The organism is Cryobacterium psychrotolerans (genome assembly GCF_900101115.1).
Lineage (GTDB): Bacteria > Actinomycetota > Actinomycetes > Actinomycetales > Microbacteriaceae > Cryobacterium > Cryobacterium psychrotolerans.
This window is the reverse complement of the sequence record NZ_FNFU01000003.1, coordinates 1-19,547: the sequence shown is the minus strand read 5'-3', so window position 1 is coordinate 19,547 and position 19,547 is coordinate 1. Positions and strand designations below refer to the sequence as shown.

The following is a 19,547-nucleotide window of genomic DNA, read 5'->3' as shown; positions in this document are numbered from 1 at the left end:
TCGCAGCAGGCGTCCGCCGGTCAGACCAGGCCGAGGAACCCCGCGCCGAGCCAGGCGCACGCGACACCGATGACCAGGAACACCACCACCCAGACGATGCCCGGCAGATGGGTGAGGCGCGCTAACTGATCGGCGTCCGACGACCGCGCCGCCTGGCGGGAATGCGAACGGGTCCGGTGTAGCTCCAGTACCGCACGCACCGCGCCGAGGAGCAGAACCGCCGTCACCAGGAGCGCGAAAACACCCTGCACGCCGGCAGAGCCGAACCACGAAACGCCGAGGACCACGGCTCCGCTCGCGGCGACCGACCACAGGCCGAACCAGTTCCGAATCTGCACCAGCATGAGCGCCAGCGCGGCGAGCATGAGCCAGAGCAGGGCGACGTCGTAACCGAGGCTGAGCATCCGGGCGGCGCCGAGCCCGAGGAACGACGGGGCGAGGTACCCGGCCAGGAGGGTGAAGACCATCCCGGGCCCGCCGGGCCGGCCGTGGCTGACGGTGAGTCCGGAGGTGTCCGAGTGCAGGCGGATGCCGCCCAGCCGCCGGCCGCTCAGCGTCGCGGCGACGGCGTGCCCGCCCTCGTGCACCAGGGTGATCACGTGCCGGCTTTGCCGCCAGAAGGCGGGAACGAGCACGAGGGCCGCAGCCGCAGCGACGGTCAGCCAGGCGGCCTGGAGCGGGAGCGGCGCGTTGCGGGTCGTGATCTGCTCCCAGAACCCGAGCAGCACATCCATGGTCACAGCCTAGCTGCGGGCGGAGCGCGTAAGCCGTCCCGGCGGGTATGGAGGCCGCGCCGACATCCGGCTAGACTCCCACTTTGTTTCACTCATACCCTGAGCGGGACTCCGCAGGAGCCGAGGCTCCCTGAGCGAAAGCAGGACTCCATGAAGATCACCGCGGAGAACATCAGCGCCATCATGGGCGCTCATGTGCTGGGCCCGGATGGCGACAAGATCGGCACCGTCGGCCAGGTGTTCGAGGATCAGATCAGCGGCCGCCCGAGCTGGGTCAGCGTGCGCACGGGACTGTTCGGATTGTTCGAATCCTTCGTGCCCCTCGATGACGCCGACTGGGACGGCGCGGACCTGCATGTCCCCTACGACAAGGCGCTCGTCAAGGACGCACCGCAAGTCGATGTGGACAACGATGAGCCCCTCAGCGCCACTGAGGAGCAGGAACTCTACGACCACTACCAGCTGGCCTACGCCGAGCCCACGGAAACGGGCATGGGCGCTTCGGGCACGGGTACTTCGGGCACGGGCACTTCGGGCACCGGCACTTCGGGCTCCGGCACGACCGGCCCGGCGGCCGACAGCGCCCGGTTCCGCAAGCACGTCCCGTCGGACGCACAGGCGGGAGACGAAGGGGCCGCGTCGAAGGACGCCGGCTGACCCCCTAACGGCTGCGCGAAGCGCGGTCGAACCCGGGAATTGTCCCGATCCCCCCTTTCGCCACGAGAGAGGATGGCATATCGTGGCCGTTCTGCTAGTCAACAAACTTAGAGAAGGGGGCCGATTATGAGCGGCGCTGACAAGATCGAGAACGCGGCCAAGGAAGCAGCCGGTAAGGCCAAGGAGGCGGTCGGAAACGCGACCGGCAACGAATCGCTGGAGGCCGAGGGCAAGACCGACCAGACCGAAGCCAACCTGAAGCAGGCGGGCGAGAACATCAAGGACGCCTTCAAGAAGTAGCCGGGCGATCGGAGCGTTCGAAGCGGATTCCCCGAGGGCAACAGTCGCGTTCGACTCCCGTCGCGCGCGTCTGGCCCCCTCCCGGCTGGTCTGTGGGAGACACACGCCCTAGTCTCAGGGAATGGGTGGGATACGGGGCGGTTCGGGCTTGCTGGTCGGCGTGCTGGCCCTCGGAGCGCTCGGTTTCGTCGCCGCCCAGCAACTCGGGCCGTTGACCCCGGCCCTCGAGGGCATCCTGAGCACTCCGCTCGGCGAACCGATCGACGCCGCAGAGCCGGGGGCGGGCGCGGCCGGCGGAGCTCCCGCCTCGTCAGGCGGCGGCATCCCGGCCAGTCCGGGCAATGCCGTGTCGATGACCGTTGAACACGTGCACGACGGTGACACGCTGTTCCTGCGCACGAATCAGCCGAACGCTTTCGTGGCGACGACGGACACCGTCAAGGTGCGGCTCGTCGGGATCGACACGCCCGAAGTGGGCGACCGCGCCGAATGCTTCGGCGACGAGGCCACCCGACAATTGCGAACACTCTTGCCCGACGGCAGTGTGACCTGGATCACCGCCGACAGTGACCCCGTCGACCAATACGGGCGCAGCCTGTTCTACCTGTGGACCGAGGACGGGCGATTCGTGAACTACGAGCTCGTTGCCGCCGGCGCTGCCGAATCGCTCATGATCGAGCCGAACGACGCCTACTACCCTCTGCTGCTTGCGGCCGAGGACGCCGCTGCGGCGGCCGGCGCCGGCATGTGGGGCGCCTGTTGATGCGCCGTTAGCCCCCGTAGCCCTCCGGGTAGAACTGGACGACCTCGTCGGTCCGGCACTCGGCCGGGACAGTCTCATCCGACGTTCCAAACGACCCCCACGGCACGTAGCCTCCCCCGGCGACGACCGTGTCCACGCCGATGACGATCGCCTGGTCCACGGTGGGCACCACGAGCAGCCAGGAGTCGCCGTCCCGCGTGAGTTGGCTGCCGTGCGGGAGCACCGCGAGGATCATGGTGCCGTCCTGGCCGGTCACGCCGACACAGGTGTTCGCGATGAACTCCAGTTTCGTCTCGAACCGAGCCTGCATGAACACGTTGTAGTCATACGTGAACACCATCCGCGTGTCCTCGACGGTCGGGGTCGGCTCCGGGGCCGGCGAGGCGCAGCCGGCCAGGGCTGTCGACCCCAGGATCGCCACCGCGAGAGACGCGAATCGTCTCCTCAGTGCGCGCGAGAGGGGCAGCTCAACGTGAACGATCATGATCGGCCCCCGTGTCGATTTTTCGACAGCCTAGCCGGGATTCGGTGACGTCCCGGGGACTGCGAAATCAGGGTGAGTGGATCAGTAGCTGGGGGCCGCCGGCAGGCGGAAGAACTCCTCGAGGGTTGTGAAGCCCGTCCGGCGCATCTCGGTGGTCAGGTACGGGCCCACGAAACGGTAATGCCACGGCTCGAAGCTGTAGCCGGTGACCGCCACCTTGTTAGCCGGGTAGCGGAGCAGGAACCCGAAGCGCCAGGCATTCGCCGAGAGCCATTTCCCCTGGTGGGTGTTGGCGAAGCAGGTGCTCAGCGAGCAGTTCGACGGCAGGGCGCTGACGTCGATGGCCCAACCCGTCTGGTGTTCACTCGTGCCGGGGCGTGCAATGATCTTGTCCGTGGCCGCGACGCCGCGGATCCGCACGCTCGCGTTGTACACCGACACCTGAGTGGCGTAGCTGCGGTACGCGCTTTGCGACTGCATTCGGCGTCCGGTCTCTGCCTGGTAGGTCGCGAGCATTTTTGTGGCGGCTTTGGAGGCCCCCACTGCAGCGACGGGCGCCACACGTAGTTGATCGGTACGTATACGAGCGGAGGCACGTAGCTGCGGGGGGTTGAGCGGGCGCTTCTTGTTGACGACGACCCAGGGGCTCCTGGGGTCGGTGATCGAGGCCGCGTTGCGGTTGAACACGACGGCGGACGTGACCGCGAACGCTTTGGTGGTCGCTCGGCTCACGAGTGTCTGTTCTGGGGCCGCCTGCGCCTGAGACGGGGAGCCGGTCAGGGCGGCGCCGAGAGTGAGAGATGTGACAACGCCCAGGGTGGCGAGCACGGCCCGGCGGCGTGCGCGAGGGCGTGGGGTGTTGGTCATGTCCTTAGCATGGCAACACAGGGCGAATCACGCGGCCGACTCCCCCGGCGCTGCCCGCCCGTCACAGTGCCTTGTCCGTCGTGTCGGCGCTCGACTGAACCGAACGAGAGACGCCCGCGTGATAGACAGTGGGCATGCCCCGCCATGAGACCGCCTTCGCACACGGGTCCGGCCGCTCAGGCAAGGCCTGCTGGCCCAACCAGGTCGGGAACATCCCGGGTGCCGTGTTCGTCACGTTTCCGGGATATGGCAACGACTCCCCCAGGCCGACCGAGATTGGATGCTGGGTTGACAGCCTCCTGCGGGTGAGCGCCGAGCCGATCCACATCGTGGCGTCTTCCTACGGCGGAATCCCGGCAATCCTTGCTGCCATGGTGCGCCGCGAATGGCGTCACCCAGTCGATGGGGCTGTTGGCGTGTGCTGGGACAACGCCGTGGCCGAGTCTTTCTTCTCGCATATGAAGACCGAAATATACTACCAGCACGACTTTCAGAATCACCTCGCTGCGCGCACCGCGGTGATGGAATACATCGAATCCTGGTACAACCGGCGTCGCCCCCATTCGCACAACGGAGGACTACAACCAGCCGCCGCGCTGGCCGCTCACCACGACCGCCGCCAAAAGGCAGCGGCTTAGAAGAAAAACACATCAGACTGTCTCAAGAACTTGACGGGCGCAGTCGCTGAATAGCGCGAACCCGGCGTTGTTGAACGAGGACACGGCGTGGAACACTCCCAGCCAGATCGACCGGCCGACCGGACCGACAGCTTCCGGGCGATCGTGAGACCGATCACGGAGGCGAACGTCATGATCCCGAACCCGCCGACTTGGATCAGCAGGAGGATGACGACCTGGCCGACTGGGCTCCGGTACGTTGCCGTGTCGACGACGGTGGCACGGTCTCGCAGACGGCCAAGGTTGCCGTGAAGATGGCCTCGAGGAAGGTCACCCCGCCGTCGACGGATCGTTTTCGTCCCGCCCTGGCGGGTCATCCGTGATTGCGCGTGTTCACTCTACGCGCGCGCCGGCGCGGACAGACCCCGGGTATCCCCCCAGCGCGCTCGGTGCGCCAGCTCACCCGCGCGGGCCCGACGATGCTCTCAGCCGCCGCCCACGTGGATACCCGGCCTCCGGCTCGGGTCGGACTCGCTCTTGCGCAGGATCTCACGCACGACCGGTGCGGTGTCTCCGATCCCGAGTAGCAGGTAGCGAAGAAGATGTCCCAGCGGATTGCCCTCCGACCATTCGAAGTAGGCGTGCGGCCGCACCCCGGACGCGTCCCGCATCGCGAGCAGCATGGCCGCGATGGCGTTCGGGGCCGCAGGGCTCTCCGCCCGCAACACCCGATAGCCGGCGATCTCGACGCCGCGAACCCGCAGCGTCTCGCTGAAGCCGGACGGATCCACGACATCGACCTCCAGGAACAGGACGTCGGCGGCGCCCGGCACCGGGTTCATCCCTCGCTGTTCGGCCTCCTTCGCCGCATACCCCGCCTCCTCGTCGGCCTGAGGCCGGTTGGCGATGACGTTGAGCGCGCCATCGAAAACGAGGGAATCGCTGATGAACCGGCGGGCAGCCTCGTCGAACTCGACGTGCTCCACCCGCAGCTCGGTCGTGCGTGACACCCGGGACACCAGGGAGACGACGATGATCCCGGCGATGAAGAACGCCGAGATCATGATGCCGTCGGGCTTCTCCAGGATGTTCGCTCCCAGGGCGTACAAAAGCACGACGGTCAGGGCGCTGAAGGCCATGGCGGCTCGTCGTTGCCGACGCCGGGCGGCCGAAATGGTGACGGCCACGGCCCCGGAGACCATCATGGCGAGGATTCCGGTGGCGTAGGCGCCGGCCTGGGCGTTCACGTCGGCGTTGAATCCGATCGTGATCAGGATGCTGATTCCGGTGTAGACGAGCACGACCGGCCGCACAGCACGGCTCCAGTCCGGGGCCATGCCGTACGCCGGGAGGTAACGCGGAACGATGTTGATCAGGCCAGCCATCGCGGATGCGCCGGCGAACCACAGGATGAGGATGCTGCTGATGTCGTAAGCGGTGCCGAACGTGTTCCCGACGCGCTCATGGGCCAGGTAGGCCAGGGCGCGGCCGCTGGCTTCGCCGCCGTCCTGGAAAGCGTCTGCCGGGATGAGTACCGTCGTGACGAAGCTGCTGGTCAGCAGGTACACGCTCATGATGACGGCGGCCGCGGTCAGGAGCTTTCGCGTATTGCGGATCCGCGACGCCAGTCGCTCCTCCCGGGTCTTCCCCTTCGAGGCAACCAGCGGCATCATGCTCACCCCGGTTTCGAAACCCGACAGCCCGAGTACCAGAAGCGGGAACGCGATGAGCGCCGGGCCGATGATGTCGCCGAAGCTGCCGCCGCGGGACATGAGGGCGTCCGTCCAGCCCGCCAGGGCACCAGATTCGGTGAACACGTCGTACAAACCGACGCCGATGACGATCCCGTTGAGGAGCAGGTAGACGGCCACGAGCGGAATCGCGACCCTGACGGCTTCGGTGAAGCCGAGGAGAAAGACTCCGCCCAGCACGAGGAGAAGCACGATCGTGATCGTTACCGCCTGTCCCTCGAGGAACGCGGGGACGTACGGGTTCTCGAGCAGGTGCACCGTGGCATCCGCCGACGACAGCGTGATCGTGATGATCCATGACGTCGCGACGAACCCGAGCAGAACCAGCACAAAGAACTTGCCCCGCCAGAACGGCAGCAGGCGTTCCAGCATGGCCACGGACCCCTGGCCGTGTGGGCTCTCCTTGGCGACCCGATGGTACATCGGCAGCATCCCGAGCAGCGTGAGGGCCACGATCAGCAGCGTCGCCAGGGGCGACAGGGCGCCGGCGGCGAGGAAGGCGATTCCGGGCAGATATGAGAGCGTCGAGAAGTAGTCAACGCCGGTCAGGCACATCACTTTCCACCAGGAGTGCGTCGTCGCGGTGTTTTCGGTGCTCTCTGGCCCGACGGGCTGCACCCTGTGCTGCAGCAGCCACCGCGTAAGGCTGTTCGGCTGTGCTCCGACATGGATGGGCCGGGGAACGCTCTCCGGGATTACCGGCGCATTTGCTGAATCCACTTCGCTTTTCCTCTTGTTGCTCGCGCCGGTCGAACATCGAGCGATTGCGCGAATGCGCGAATGCGCGAATGCGCGAATGCGCGAATGCGAAACTCCAGCTTCAATTGTCTGCCCTGCAAAGGCAAGCGCCGCACATTCAGGCTGGGCACGCGGGGGGAATGTCGTTAGGTTTCCGGCCACGTCCGTTGGGGAATCGTAAGGCCCGTTTCGTACTCGCTCCGGCTGGGTGTGTGCTCGTGCCGTACCCCGGTACTCGCGCACCGATCGGGTGACGCGTTTCCGGCCTTCGGATGGAGTCTCCTGTGCTGGACATTGCGTACGTGCTCGGCGTGATCGCCGTCTTTGCACTGATCGGATTCGTCGCGTGGGAAGTCGAAGAGCTGTGATCGGCTTGGACCTCTCGTCACCCGGCAGTGGGGGGCCTCCTGAGGGTTCCAATTGGCGCCCCGACGAGAGCGCAGAGGGAACTGAGGGCGAAACGGGACGCTCCAGCCTGAAATCGAGACTTCATTTTCCGATGAGTTCTCGGGCGGCTGCGCGTCCGGTCCGCACGGCGCCTTCCATGTAACCGCAGACCCATTGGTCGGAGCCCACCACCCAGAAGGGAGGTTCGTGCGTGCCATGAAGGGGACCGACGGCAGTGAGTTCCCCAGGACGCCACGCTGTGATGTAACCCTGTGTCCACGGATCCGCACCCCAGTTGCGCATGAAGACGGCCTCTGGGGCCGTCGCCCGCGGCCCGTAGGCTGATCCCAGTTCCGCCGTCAAAGCCTTCTCACGGAGCATTGGCGGCGTGGCAAAGTAGGGCCCCAGTTTGCCAACGGGTACGAGTGCAGAGAGAATGCCCGTGTTCTGCACCCACGTCCCGCCGAGGATGGTGTGTTCAAAGTAGCCGGTGCCGTTCTGGTTGTTCTCCTCCCAGAAGGAGGAATCGTAGACGGTCACGAACTTCGCGGTCGGGGCGTGTTGTTGGCGGTGTAGCGATGCGAGGCGCTCGGCGCTGAGACCGGTTATGCGAACGTCCCGAAGCGGCCCTGCCGGCAAGGAGCAGACGACGTCGGACGCGGTGAAGCGCTCACCGGTGTGGAGGGTCACGGAGACACCGTTCGTGGTGATGTCGATGGCGGCCACGGGGCTGGAATAGCGAATGCGGTGCGCGAGTTGCTCGGCCATGAGAAGTGCGACGGTAGCGGAGCCCTCGACGACCTTCAAGCTCTCCCACGCGTCGTAGTTGTAGAACCCGAGGGCACCCGCCGCCGACTCCTTGCGGAGGTCGCCGAGCAGCGACCGCCGCTCGACGGAGTCGTCCGCCAAGGCCATCGCACGAACTTCCATGGCGCGTACGATGTTGGCGGTGGCGCCTTCAGAGCGCAACCAGTCACCGACTGACAGGCGGTCCAGAGCCACAGCGTCGGGATGCCCCCAGGGATTGTCCGGATCCACGGTCGCCGCCAACTCTGCGAACTGCCGCTCGATTCGGTCGTGCTTCCGCTGGTCCGAGGCCGATAGCCATGGCACCGCGTTGCCCACGGACAGGCCGTCGTTCATCAGCCAGGTCGACTCGCCCGGGATATCGGTGAAGCTCGGACCGAGGTGCAGGCCCAGGTCATCGACGAGCCCACGATACGCCGTGTGGAAGTCGCCCACGACCTCTCCGCCAAGTTGAACGAGGCGGCCATCGGCAGTCCTGGTCTGCTCGACCCGCCCGCCGGGCCGGGCGCGAGCCTCCAACACAACGACATCCGACCCGGCATTCATCAGGTCCCGAGCAGCGCTCAGCCCAGCGAGGCCGGCTCCAACTACAACCACATCGTGCGGACTCATTCTGCCTCTTCGGTCTGCGGGAACGCCAGCACGAACTCGAACTCGAACTCGAACTCCACGAATCGCTATCTGGGCTGCTGCGGACATTTCGGACGGCGGAATAAGTGCCTTCTTCAAGCGGTCAGGGCTGGCTGTTGATAACCATAGTGGTCTCCATTGGGCCTGCGGTAGCCCGGGGCTGAGTGCCGGCGCTGCCGTCAGTGGCCGATGTATTTCCAAACACTCGATGCAATCTTTGAGGGTTTCCCCGAGCGCGCCTCGTTGCGATCCGCCTGCGCGAAAGCCTGCGTGACGGCATTGACCCCAAGCCACCGCAGTGGCTCCGGTTCCCATCGCGGTGAATGCCGTTGAACCCAAGGGAGTTGACGAAGCTCCGACTCAGTGTCAAGAATTTCCGCGGCAAGTGTCCTTCCCGCGACGAATGCCGTCGATACGCCGTCGCCGACGTACCCTCCGGCCTGTCCGAAACCGGTAGCGCGATCGAATGTCACCGAGGGATACCAGTCACGCGGGATTCCCAGATTCCCTCCCCACTCGTGGGTGAATTGAACATCCGCGAGGGCTGGGAAAAGGTCCCTAAGAATGTGACGAAGCATCGCGTGAACATCCGGCTCGCTGTCGAAAGACGCACGGACGCGCGACGCATAGTGGTAAGGCGCGCCGCGACCGCCGAACGCTAGACGGCCGTCGGCCGTGCGTTGACCGTAAATCCGCAGGTGCCGCTTGTCGGAGAAGGTTTCGCGTTCGGCCAGACCAATTTTTTCCCAGATGTCCTTGGGAAGCGGTTCGGTGGCGACCATGAGTGAGTACATGGGGACGATATCCCGGTGGAATTGTGGAAACTCCGCCGTGAACCCTTCGGTCGCGCGAATGATGTAGTCGGCCGTGACGGTTCCCCCCGTCGTTTCCAACTTTCGAGTACCAATCGCCGTCACGCGCGAACGCTCGTAAATCGAAACGCCGAGCTTCTCGACGACCCGAGCCAGTCCTGACGCCAGTTTTGCAGGTTGGATGGCTGCACAATTCGGGGTGTAGGTGCCGCCCATCACCTCAGTGGCGTTGCTCCGTGCCGACGCTTCCTTTGCGGACAGAAGGCTCATGTGCTCATCACCGAAGCCCCAGGACCTCCACCCTTGGACCTCGTTCTGGGAACGAACCAATTGAGCCTCGTTTCGTGCAAGCGAGACGTAGCCGCCTTGCTTCCAGTCACAGTCGATCCTTTCCTGGGCGAGAATTGTGCCCATTTCTGTGATCGATTCGTTCATCGCCTGCTGAAGTCGGATAGCCGCATCGCGCGAACTGAGGCTCGCTATCTTCTTCATCGATGCCGGGAACAGGGCCGAACACCATCCACCGTTTCGCCCTGACGCTCCGTAACCGACCGTTTCGGCCTCAAAGATCGCAATGGACAGATTCGGCTGCTGTTGCTTGAGGAAATAGGCAGTCCACAAACCCGTATAGCCGGCACCGATGATAGCGACATCGACATCCAGATCGCCTCCCAATGGCTCGGAGCCGAACGGTACGAGGCTGGAATCTGCATGCCAGAGGGACAAGGGGCTGTGGGTCGCGGAGTTGATCACGGTTCTCAGTGTGGATGTGAGGCGATTGTCTGTAAACGTGACGTTGATACAAGAGTTGACACATATTCGTACTTTTTTACAGTTCAGATTGTGGACGGCTTTGCTCACACTTGTCCACGAAGCCAAACGCAATACGTGAATGAACTTCGGGACTCGACAAACGAGATCCAATCCCCGACAACGAAGTCAAATGGAGAAGCAATCATGACCACAACGCGATCCGATTCGACCTTGATTGGTCAGATTGAAGTGCGCTCGATTGATTACGTGCCCGCGCACGAACGCAAGGGCAAACTCACGGACCAGGCAACGATTTGGTTTGCCGGCAGTGCACATCTCTTGAGCATGGCAACCGGTGCGCTCGGAATTGTTATGGGACTCAACTTGGGGTGGACGCTCATTGCGCTCGTCGTCGGCACCGTCGTCGGCACCGCGCCGGTAGCCTCACACGCCACCCAAGGACCGCACCTTGGCTTGCCCCAAATGATTCAGAGTCGACCGCAGTTCGGCCGCTACGGAGCCCTCGCCATTTGGCTGATGGCCATCGTCGTTTACTGGGGTTACATCGTATTCGGAGGCAACCTCCTCGGTGCCACCGCCGAAGAGCTTGGCGGCGGAAGCGCCCCGACGTGGGCGATCATTACGGGACTCGTCGCTGTTGCTCTCGCGATTTTTGGATATCACTGGCTCCACGTAGCTCAACGGTATATTTCGGTTGCGCTCATCATCGCGCTGGTGATTTACATCCTCGGGTTGTTCGCTAACGGTGCCATCCCGGCAAGCTCATGGGATCTCAGCTCGGCAACGTTCAAGCCTGCCGCGTTCTTCACTGCAGTCTCCGCCGCGGCCGCGTACCAGTTGTCGTGGGCGTTCTTCGTCTCCGACTACTCGCGGTACATGCCTGCCAGCACCCACAAGGCCAAGATCATGACCTGGACGTCACTTGGATTGTTCTTCGGGGTCTTCTCGTTCGAGGCGGTCGGCGCAATCTGCATGGCGCTGCTCCCGGATGAGTACTTCATCACGAGCCTCTCGCAAACGGGCGACTCGGTCTTTGCAGGGCTCGGACCAATAATGCTCGTCCTGGGTGGGCTCGGACTTCTCGGCCTCATGGCGATGTGCGTGTATGGCGGATCACTCACCATCATCACGGCCATTGACAGCGTCCGATCGGTGGTACCAACGCGCCGAATCCGCATCGTGACCATTCTCATGGTCGGACTGACGGCGACCGTTGCCGGCGCGTACATGCCCGCCGACTTTCTCAACACGAGCTTCGCGACCATCCTCGTCGTGCTGTCGTACCTGATGGCGCCGTGGACCGCCATTAACCTGACGGACTTTTTTCTGGTGCGTCGTGGTCACTACTCGATTCGCGAGATGTTCTCGCGCACCGGTATTTACAGCAACTGGAACTGGCGCGGAATAGGCGCCTACGTCCTGACATTCGTCATCATGATTCCGTTCATGTATCTGTCCTTCTACCAGGGGCCAATTGCACTCGCACTCGGTGGCGTTGACGTCGCCTTCTTCGTGGGAATCCCGATTGGTGGTCTCATCTACTGGATTCTCTGCCGAGGTATGGATCTTGATGCTGAGCGGAAAATCATCGAATCCGCTGACCGCGACCTCGATTCCTTCGCCGCTCCCATCGAATAGTTCAAAGGAAAAGACCACGATGAACACAACCCTTCACCGCGGCTCAAGGGTCGCGCACGACACCATGGCAGCGCTCAGCAATTCGTACTTCGGCAAGAACGGACTTGCCAAAGCTGGTGACGAGAAATTCGCCGACGTACTCAACCCGAGCACTGCGGAGGTCATCGGGTCGATATCGGACCTTACGGAGAAGCAGGTCGATGACGTCGTGCGCGACGCGAATGCGGCTCAACGTGAGTGGTACGCGCTCAGTGCCCTCGATAGAGCGGAGTTGATTCACGAAGCAGGTCGACGCGTTCGAGAGGACCAGCGCCTCATCGCCGAAATTCTTTCGACGGAAACGGGAAAGCCGTTCAAGGAGAGTTACGACGAAGTGAGTTGGGCCATCACCGCCATGGACTACTTCGCCGAGGTTGGCCGACACGCCATCGGCACGGTTCAGGGCCCGGCGACAGCCGGGCAATTGCATTACACGATCAAGGAACCGATGGGCACCGCAGTAATCATCCTGCCCGCAAATTACCCCATCGTCTTATCCATGTGGACGGGAGCGGCGGCGCTTGCGGCGGGTAATGCGATCATCATCAAACCGTCCGAGTGGGCAACGCTGACAACGCTGGCATTTGTGCGGGCGTTCGAGGTCCTGCCTGCGGGGCTCGTGCAGTGTGTTCCGGGAACGGCCCGCACCTCATCGCAACTGGTCAGCCACGCCGACACGCATCAGGTCTCGTTCACGGGAAGCGTACCGACTGGTCGGATTGTGGCGAAGGCGTGTGCCGATACCTTCAAGCCGTTCATCATTGAGGCGTCGGGAAGCGACCCGTTCATCGTCATGCCGTCCGCGAACCTTGATGTTGCGGCACGCGGTGCGGCTTTTGCCGCCTTTATCAATGGGGGGCAGGTCTGCACGTCGACCGAAAAGCTTATCGTGCACACGGACGTTTATGACGAGTTCATGGGTAAGTTCCGAAAGCACATCGCTGCTCTTCGCGTCGGGCACCCGCTTGACAAAGTCGACGTCGGTCCGATGGAGAACGCTCGAGAACTTGCGCGAGTGACGAGGATTCTCGAGCGCGCCATCGAACAGGGTGCACAGGCAACTCTCGGGGGTAAGCGCCCAGCGATTGCGGATGAGTCACTGGCCAGCGGATTCTTCCTGGAACCGACGATTCTTGAGGGGATGACGCGGGACATGGACATATACATGCAGGAAATATTCGGCCCCGTCGTCGCTGTCTATCGAGTCTCGAGTTTCGATGACGCACTGGACCTGGCGAACGGATCGCCGTTCGGGCTTGGGGCCAATCTTTACTCGGCAGACATCGTTGAGATCGACCGAGCCAATCAGGAGCTCATCGCGGGAATGGTTTGGATCAACGCCCCGCTTCTCGATAACGACGCGGGACCGTTCGGCGGGCGAAAAATGTCGGGAATCGGGCGTCAACTCGGTGCGGAAGGGTTAGACACTTTCCGTCACGCGAAGTTCATCATTGTCGACGCGAAGCAGTCCGAACAGAACTTCTGGTGGTTCCCCTACGACGATTCCGAAGCGTTCTAAGTCAATGCGGCTTTCGCGTCTTAGTTCAGCCACGGTGCATTCAACCTCCGTGGGAACACATCTAGCGGTCAACGTCGTCTGCTAAACCGCTGTAGGAAGGCCAGCCTTGGTAGGCAATCCAGAAAGCCGACAGATCAGCAGAACTCGAGACGTCTCGTCCCGTGATCTCCTTGATCTTCATGAGTCTGTACGAAAGGGTTTGCCGATGGATATTAAGTTCCTGAGCCGTATCGATCCATCGTCGGTCATTGCGGATGAAGCAGAACAGGGTCTCTCTCAGGGCTGCAGACTTCAGATCGTCTCGAGCCAGGTCTCCGAGCACCTGGGCGACGATTTCCGATGCTTCTTTTCGTGAACGTGTCAGTAGAGAGATCGAGACACCCTCAAAGTCGTTCCACATCTGATTCGTTCCACGGGCGGATGCCAATGTTTTAGCTGCTTGGATCGCGGCAAACTGTGTGTCGCGATAATCGGTGAAGGTTGAGGAAGCAGCAGCCTGTATTGAGAGCTTTGCTAAGAGCGCTTGCACAGGCTCGAGTGAGCTCAGCGGTACAAATATGAGCATGGCGCCTCGGTGCAGCGTAGCCAAGGCGGGAAGTTCCGCCATACCGATAGACCGTCCAACCCGTTCCTCTTCGTGGCCCGAGACGGCGACAAGTTGGAAGCCGTCGGAAAACGTTGAGTGCCCGAGGATGTCATCCAGCCCCGGCGGGAGATGACTATTGAGAAGTTCCTGCAGTGCCAGACTGCTTCTTTCTACGCGTCGTCTGACGGAACGAAGGACTCTGCTGACCGCAATGTCCACCACCTGCAGCAGGTGCACTTGAATGAAGCTGTCAAGCTCCTCGCCTGGGAATTCAGTGACCCTCAGGGCTATTCCTCGGTCTGTGGGCAGGGCGAACGATCGTACCGGTGAGTCCTCGTGGGCATCAAGATTTCGTAGCTCGCCTCCATCAACAATCACAATCCCCGTGCTGTTGTCCACGACGCTCAGTGCAACTCCGAGCAATCCTTGCAGATCACGAAGAAGGGTGCGGGGATCAGATTCAGCGAACGTGGCGAGATGGTACAACTTGCTGAGCTTCAAGACTTGAAAGGTCTGCTCGGTGGTTGTGGCGGCAGCAACCGTGCGCCCGATGGAAGCGAACGGAGTATCCCGCCCCGTTTCAAGGAGGGGAAACCCTCGCTTGTTTGCCTCATCAATCATGTCCGGGCTGATCGCGGGTGCAATGTCGTTAAGGCCGATTGCGATTCCTGCCAGGCCGGCGTCATCCAGAGCAGAGACGAATTCCCTCTGACGCGCAGGGTCTTCGGGGACGCACAGGCCGACGGTCATGAGGAGTTCGTCAGGACCGAGCCAACGCCAGGGATCGTCCATCTCGCAACTGTGGGCCCATAAGACCTTGCGGGAGAGCCCGGCTGCACCGCCGAGTACGCGGGTGTCCAGACTGGCTGTCGTCGTTAGATCGCCGACTGTAAGTACTGAGCGTTTCATGCGCCGGAGGACTACCAGGCAGCAGGGCGTGGGGAATCAGACATCCCCCAATCATGGCATCCTGAGCCGGCCCACACGATCTGGCATGCTCACCCCACAACGGGGCTTACGCACTATGCTTCGACCTGGATCGCCCTCCCTGATCAAACGGTGTTCTGATGTAGGGCGGATGGGACTTGAACCCATGACCGACGGATTATGAGTCCGCTGCTCTAACCAGCTGAGCTACCGCCCCGCGCCGTGACTACTCCGGAGAGCTGGCCGTGGCTTCGTCGTTGACCGGATCGATCACCGGTTCCCCACGATACAGGCATTCAAATGTGTTCAAGGTGCGGTTGATGTCGTGCGCGCCGATGAGCCTGATCGACTCGCGCTTGAGGGCTTCGAGTTGCAGCGGCGGCGCGGTGAGCACCTTCGTGAGCTTGTCGGCGAGGTCCCGAGCATTGCCCGGCCGGAACAGGTAACCGTTCTCGTTGTCGTGGATCAGGTGCGGAAGGGCCATGGCATCCGCTCCGACGACCGGCAAGCCGGAGGCCATGGCCTCCATCGTCGCGATGCTCTGCAGTTCCGCGATCGAGGGCATGGCGAAGACGGTGGCACGCGAGTATGCCTCGCGCAGCTCCTCGTCCGTGACGTAGCCGGCGAAGATGACGCGGTCGCTGATGCCGAGGGTGTCGGCTAGGTGCTCCAGGTTGCGTTTCTGGTCGCCGCCGCCCACGATTTCGAGTGTCACCTTGAGCTCGGGTGCGAGCAAGGCGATCGCCTGCAGGAGAACATCAATCTGCTTCTCGCCGGTCACCCGACCAACGAACAGGATGCGGTTCTCCGTGCGCGGGCCGAAGCTCGGCGAGTAGTTGTCTGCGTTGATTCCGCAGGAGATGGCGTGCACGCCGACGAGTCCCGTGTATTTCTCGAGGAACTGGGCGGCCCGACGGGTCGGCGTCGTGACGGCCTCGGCACGGCTGAAGGTGCGTCGTGCTGCCCGCCACAATGCCGTGATGACCCGGTCCTGGAATCCCTTCGGGACGAGCGAGAACTGCAGCAGGTTTTCCGGCATGAGATGGTTCGTGCCTACGATACGGATGCCCCGCTTCGCCGCCTCGATCGCCACGCCACGCCCGACATTGATGGCCGACTGGAAGTGCACGACATCCGGCTGGAAGGTGTCCAGGATGTGTCGGCTGTGACGACGCACGATCCACGGCAGGGCGAAGCGCAGCCAGTCGTGCGGCCTCCAGCGCCAGCTCTGCAGGCGGTGCACCATCATGGGCTGGCCCTCATGGACTTCAATCCAGCTGCCGTGCTTGCGCGTGGGGGCGGGCGCCATGACGTGAACGTCGTGGCCGCGGGAGACCAGGCCTGCCGCCAGGCGCTCTGCGAACTTGGCGGCGCCGTTGACGTCAGGGGCGAACGTGTCGGCCGCGATCAGTACACGGATGCGATCCTTCGCCATCCCTGCCCCTTTTTGTGACAAGTCGATCGGCAGGTCCGTCGAATCTGACAAGTGGCGTGGTCCCAACGTAGATGTGCCGGGGAGAATCATCCGGCATAGAAGTTTCGGTTTCGGCGACGCGCGCCGTAGAGGTCTGCTTGCACCCTATTCTAAACCGACGCCGCTTCGGCGAGCCTGAGTTACGGCGCGCCACGCTAGTGCAGGGCCAATCCCCCGCCTCCCGGAACTGTCAGGGGCGAGTCTGCGGGTGGTGCTTCGACAGCAGGAAGACGCCCCAGATCGCGATGACGCCCGCCACGAGAAAGGCGGCCGCCGCCCATGGCGGAGCCTGCGAGGCTTCCCCGAGGACGACGATGCCGATGCCCACGGCGACGAGGGGATCGACAACGGTCAGCCCGGCGATCACCAGGTCCGGAGGACCCGATGCGTAGGCGTTCTGCACGAAGTAGGCGCCGAGTGCGGCCGCCAGGAGCAGCCCCGCGACGCAAATCAACGTGAGCCATTCGAAGTTTCCGTACTGGGTGCGGTTGATGACGACCTTGGCCAGCGTCGCCACGAAGCCGTAGAGGACGCCGGCGCCGATGATGTAGAAGATCGCCTGGAACCGTGTCCGGAGGAAAGCGAAGGCGAGCCCGAAGGCGACGAGCACGCCGCCGAGCACGGTCAGGATCGTGAGCAGGTTGGCGTCGGTGACCGGCTTGTCGACGGCGGTGAATGCGGCGACCGTGACGAAGAGGCCCACCCCGCCGACGCACATGGAGATGGCGATCACCGATGCACGGTTGAGGCTCACCTTGCTGATGCGCGCATTGAGGATGGCCGTGATCACCAGGGCGACGGCGCCGAGCGGCTGCACCACGATGATCGGTGCGAAGAACAGGCTCGTGAGCTGGAAGACGATGGCCAGTCCCAGCATGACGGTTCCGAGCACCCACGACGGCCGGGCGAGCAGGAGCATGAGCTGTCGGGGGTTGAGCCCGCCGGTCACGGCAACCGTGTTCGCTTCGACCTTGGTGACACCCCGGTGCTGGAATTGGGCGCCGAGCGACAGGAAGACGGCGCCGATCAAGGCGATCGGGATTCCGATCGCCTGGCGTGGGTCAATCGCGATGTCGACCGGTAAGGAGATCAGGTCGAGGGTCACTCAATGACCCTATCCAGATCCATCCCGATATCCTTGCTGAATGGCCGTTCGACCGATAGTAATTTCAGGGGACCCTGTCCTGCACTTCCCAGCGAATCCCGTAGTCGTTTTCGACGATGATTTGCGCTCGCTCGTGCAGGACATGTTCGAAACGATGGATGCCGCACCCGGCGTGGGCCTCGCCGGCCCTCAGGTCGGCGTGCCCCTCCGACTCTTCACTTTCAGCTACGTCGATGACGACGAGCGCGCGTGGCGCGGCGTGGCCATCAACCCCGAGTTGTGGATCACTCCCGTGCCGGCCGGGTACGCCGACGAGGATGACGACGTCGAGGGCTGCCTGTCGTATCCGGGCGAGCGGTTTCCGCTGCTGCGCGCCCAGTCCGCCATCCTTCGTGCCGTGGATGTTGACCAGAAGCCCTTCGAGATCCGTGCGGACGGCTGGCTGGCGCGGATCTTCCAGCACGAGTACGACCATCTCGAAGGCACGCTCTACGTGGATCGACTCGAGCACGTCTATGGCAAGATCGCGGCGAAGGTCACTCGTAAGCGGGGCTGGGGCGTGCCCGGGCTCAGCTGGATGCCCGGGATCGACAACCTCGAAGATTGAACCCGCGCGCTGACAGGTAAGGCGAGCCGGTTACGGTGCTGTTTTACGCGTTCCCGGCGTTGGTCGCTGACGCGATCCCCTGCGCCGGTCCCTGACGCTGTTCCTCGCGTTGGTCCCTGGCCAGTCCGTCGCCTTCGACCACGATGTCGGCCGCATCGACATTCGCCAGCGTGGCGTCGACCGTGATCTCCCCGCTCGCACCCGACGGGCAGTGGGCGGTCAGGGTGTATTCGCCCGCGGGCAAGGTCCACGCGTAGGTGCCGTCCTGCCCACTCAGCAGGGCGATTTCGGGGACCGGTCCGCCGCTGATCACGCCCACGACGATGGCGCACCCCTCCCGCGGCCGGTCGTCGGTGCCACGAACCGTGCCGCTGATCGTGTGCTGCGCGGCCGTGCAGGCTGTGCCCGCGCCGAGGACTGCCACGGCCAGGAGGACGGCAATCGTCGCGGGCCGCGGGGCACGGCGGGTGGTGTGCGCGCGCCGAGAACTCACGCCTGCGCTCAGCGTCATGATGTCCACGTCATGATGTCCACGGTCGCCCCCTCTCCACGTCAGCGTGGAAGGGAACCGGGCCGTTGTCAATGCCGGGCCGCGGGCCGCAGCCGATGATGTCTGCGGGCGGAACGCCTTGTCCACACTCTCGTCCTCGCTCTCGTCCTCGCTCTTGTCCTCGCTCTTCTCCTCGCTCTTCTCCTCGCTCTTGTCCTCCACAGGGCGGGTCCGGGTGAGGTTGTCGCGACACGGTCGAACATAACTGCGGATGTCGGTGGGTGCTGAGAGAATCTCAGTATGTCAAGCATCGAAGCTGTATTCAGCTCCCTCACCGGCTCCCTCGCCGGCGAGCGGCTGGACGCAGCCGCGTTTGCCGCCCTGACCGACGACGACCTGGAGGCCACCCACAAGAGCATCGCCGCGCACGTGGGCGAAACCACGAAATACGCGGCCCTGTCCGCAGCCGAGATCGCCCGCCGCTCCGACTGGGCCCTCGGCCAGGCCGGCCTGGCCCGCCGCAAGGGCCACCTGAGCCCGGAAGCAATGGTGCAGTCCCTCTCCGGCGGCTCCCGAGCCGACTCCCGCCGACTCGTGGACGTCGGCACAATGATGGCCGAAGCCGAAGCCGCCGAACAGCTCGCCAGACAAGCCGCCGAACAAGCCGCCGACCAGGCCGCGGAACACCCCGAGTGGGACCTCCCGGCCGCCGCCCTCGAAGCGCCCTGGCACGCGCCACTCGGCGACGCCGTCACCGCCGGCCGGATCGGCCTCGACACCGCCGGCTTCCTCCGCAAGGGCCTCGGCGAACCAGCCGCCGGCGTCACCCCGGAGATGCTCC

Annotated in this window: 18 protein-coding genes, 1 tRNA gene and 1 pseudogene; 8 read left to right on the top strand and 12 right to left on the bottom strand. The window is 63.7% G+C overall.

Annotation, left to right across the window (positions count from 1 at the left end; translation table 11 throughout):
* Positions 1-20: 20 nt before the first annotated feature.
* Entirely contained in the window at positions 21-734 is a 714-nt protein-coding gene (locus tag BLQ39_RS03395; protein WP_092321768.1) for a M50 family metallopeptidase, read from the bottom strand.
* Between the two features lie 150 nt (positions 735-884).
* Here BLQ39_RS03395 and BLQ39_RS03390 point away from each other — a divergent pair, with 150 nt between their 5' ends.
* From BLQ39_RS03390 to BLQ39_RS03380, 3 genes are all read left to right on the top strand, one after another.
* Positions 885-1,391, top strand: a complete 507-nt coding sequence (locus tag BLQ39_RS03390; protein WP_092321766.1) for a hypothetical protein — start codon at positions 885-887, stop codon at positions 1,389-1,391.
* Between the two features lie 126 nt (positions 1,392-1,517).
* Entirely contained in the window at positions 1,518-1,691 is a 174-nt protein-coding gene (locus tag BLQ39_RS03385; RefSeq protein WP_092321765.1) for a CsbD family protein, read from the top strand.
* 121 nt (positions 1,692-1,812) lie between these two features.
* Positions 1,813-2,454, top strand: coding sequence for a thermonuclease family protein (locus tag BLQ39_RS03380; protein WP_092321763.1), 642 nt, complete (start codon positions 1,813-1,815; stop codon positions 2,452-2,454).
* Positions 2,455-2,461: 7 nt separating this feature from the next.
* On the opposite strand, the gene BLQ39_RS03375 is transcribed toward BLQ39_RS03380, so the two are convergent.
* Together BLQ39_RS03375 and BLQ39_RS03370 are read right to left on the bottom strand one after the other, a co-directional pair.
* Positions 2,462-2,938, bottom strand: coding sequence for a hypothetical protein (locus tag BLQ39_RS03375; protein WP_134574966.1), 477 nt, complete (start codon positions 2,936-2,938; stop codon positions 2,462-2,464).
* 81 nt (positions 2,939-3,019) lie between these two features.
* Positions 3,020-3,805 carry a M15 family metallopeptidase gene (locus BLQ39_RS03370; protein WP_092321760.1) on the bottom strand — a complete coding sequence of 262 codons (786 nt, stop codon included), beginning with the start codon at positions 3,803-3,805 and terminating at the stop codon, positions 3,020-3,022.
* Positions 3,806-3,939: 134 nt separating this feature from the next.
* Here BLQ39_RS03370 and BLQ39_RS16310 point away from each other — a divergent pair, with 134 nt between their 5' ends.
* Positions 3,940-4,443 (top strand): alpha/beta fold hydrolase, encoded by a 504-nt coding sequence (locus tag BLQ39_RS16310; RefSeq protein ID WP_092321759.1) that lies wholly within the window; start codon positions 3,940-3,942, stop codon positions 4,441-4,443.
* Positions 4,444-4,485: 42 nt separating this feature from the next.
* Here BLQ39_RS16310 and BLQ39_RS16065 read toward each other — a convergent pair.
* From BLQ39_RS16065 to BLQ39_RS03345, 4 genes and pseudogenes are all read right to left on the bottom strand, one after another.
* A pseudogene (locus tag BLQ39_RS16065) lies at positions 4,486-4,762 on the bottom strand (TrkH family potassium uptake protein); the annotation flags it as partial.
* 145 nt (positions 4,763-4,907) lie between these two features.
* A complete protein-coding gene (locus tag BLQ39_RS03355) occupies positions 4,908-6,893 on the bottom strand; it encodes an APC family permease (protein ID WP_198417087.1) in 1,986 nt (661 codons plus the stop codon).
* Positions 6,894-7,400: 507 nt separating this feature from the next.
* Positions 7,401-8,717, bottom strand: coding sequence for a flavin monoamine oxidase family protein (locus BLQ39_RS03350; RefSeq protein WP_092321756.1), 1,317 nt, complete (start codon positions 8,715-8,717; stop codon positions 7,401-7,403).
* A gap of 197 nt (positions 8,718-8,914) precedes the next feature.
* Positions 8,915-10,300 carry an NAD(P)/FAD-dependent oxidoreductase gene (locus tag BLQ39_RS03345; protein ID WP_092321754.1) on the bottom strand — a complete coding sequence of 462 codons (1,386 nt, stop codon included), beginning with the start codon at positions 10,298-10,300 and terminating at the stop codon, positions 8,915-8,917.
* Positions 10,301-10,504: 204 nt separating this feature from the next.
* On the opposite strand from BLQ39_RS03345, the gene BLQ39_RS03340 reads away from it, so the two are divergent.
* Positions 10,505-11,959, top strand: coding sequence for a purine-cytosine permease family protein (locus BLQ39_RS03340; RefSeq protein WP_092321753.1), 1,455 nt, complete (start codon positions 10,505-10,507; stop codon positions 11,957-11,959).
* A 19-nt stretch (positions 11,960-11,978) separates the two neighbouring features.
* Positions 11,979-13,517, top strand: coding sequence for an aldehyde dehydrogenase family protein (locus tag BLQ39_RS03335; RefSeq protein WP_167738539.1), 1,539 nt, complete (start codon positions 11,979-11,981; stop codon positions 13,515-13,517).
* A gap of 61 nt (positions 13,518-13,578) precedes the next feature.
* Here the strand turns inward: BLQ39_RS03335 and BLQ39_RS03330 are convergent, their stop codons facing one another.
* The 4 genes from BLQ39_RS03330 to BLQ39_RS03315 form a co-directional block, all read right to left on the bottom strand.
* Positions 13,579-15,012, bottom strand: coding sequence for a PucR family transcriptional regulator (locus BLQ39_RS03330; RefSeq protein ID WP_092321750.1), 1,434 nt, complete (start codon positions 15,010-15,012; stop codon positions 13,579-13,581).
* 161 nt (positions 15,013-15,173) lie between these two features.
* Positions 15,174-15,247, bottom strand: a tRNA-Ile gene (locus tag BLQ39_RS03325).
* 9 nt (positions 15,248-15,256) lie between these two features.
* Positions 15,257-16,465, bottom strand: coding sequence for a glycosyltransferase (locus tag BLQ39_RS03320; protein ID WP_174775343.1), 1,209 nt, complete (start codon positions 16,463-16,465; stop codon positions 15,257-15,259).
* Between the two features lie 229 nt (positions 16,466-16,694).
* Complete coding sequence (locus tag BLQ39_RS03315; RefSeq protein ID WP_166784414.1) at positions 16,695-17,609, bottom strand: DMT family transporter; 915 nt, start codon at positions 17,607-17,609, stop codon at positions 16,695-16,697.
* Between the two features lie 40 nt (positions 17,610-17,649).
* Between BLQ39_RS03315 and def the strand changes: the two genes are divergently transcribed.
* On the top strand, positions 17,650-18,216 hold the full coding sequence (gene def, locus BLQ39_RS03310; RefSeq protein WP_092321747.1) for a peptide deformylase: 567 nt from the start codon (positions 17,650-17,652) through the stop codon (positions 18,214-18,216).
* A gap of 43 nt (positions 18,217-18,259) precedes the next feature.
* Here the strand turns inward: def and BLQ39_RS03305 are convergent, their stop codons facing one another.
* On the bottom strand, positions 18,260-18,928 hold the full coding sequence (locus BLQ39_RS03305) for a carboxypeptidase-like regulatory domain-containing protein (RefSeq protein ID WP_092321745.1): 669 nt from the start codon (positions 18,926-18,928) through the stop codon (positions 18,260-18,262).
* 78 nt (positions 18,929-19,006) lie between these two features.
* On the opposite strand from BLQ39_RS03305, the gene BLQ39_RS03300 reads away from it, so the two are divergent.
* Positions 19,007-19,547, top strand: a 541-nt coding sequence (locus BLQ39_RS03300) for a hypothetical protein (RefSeq protein ID WP_143006459.1), incomplete at its 3' end; no start/stop codon positions are given.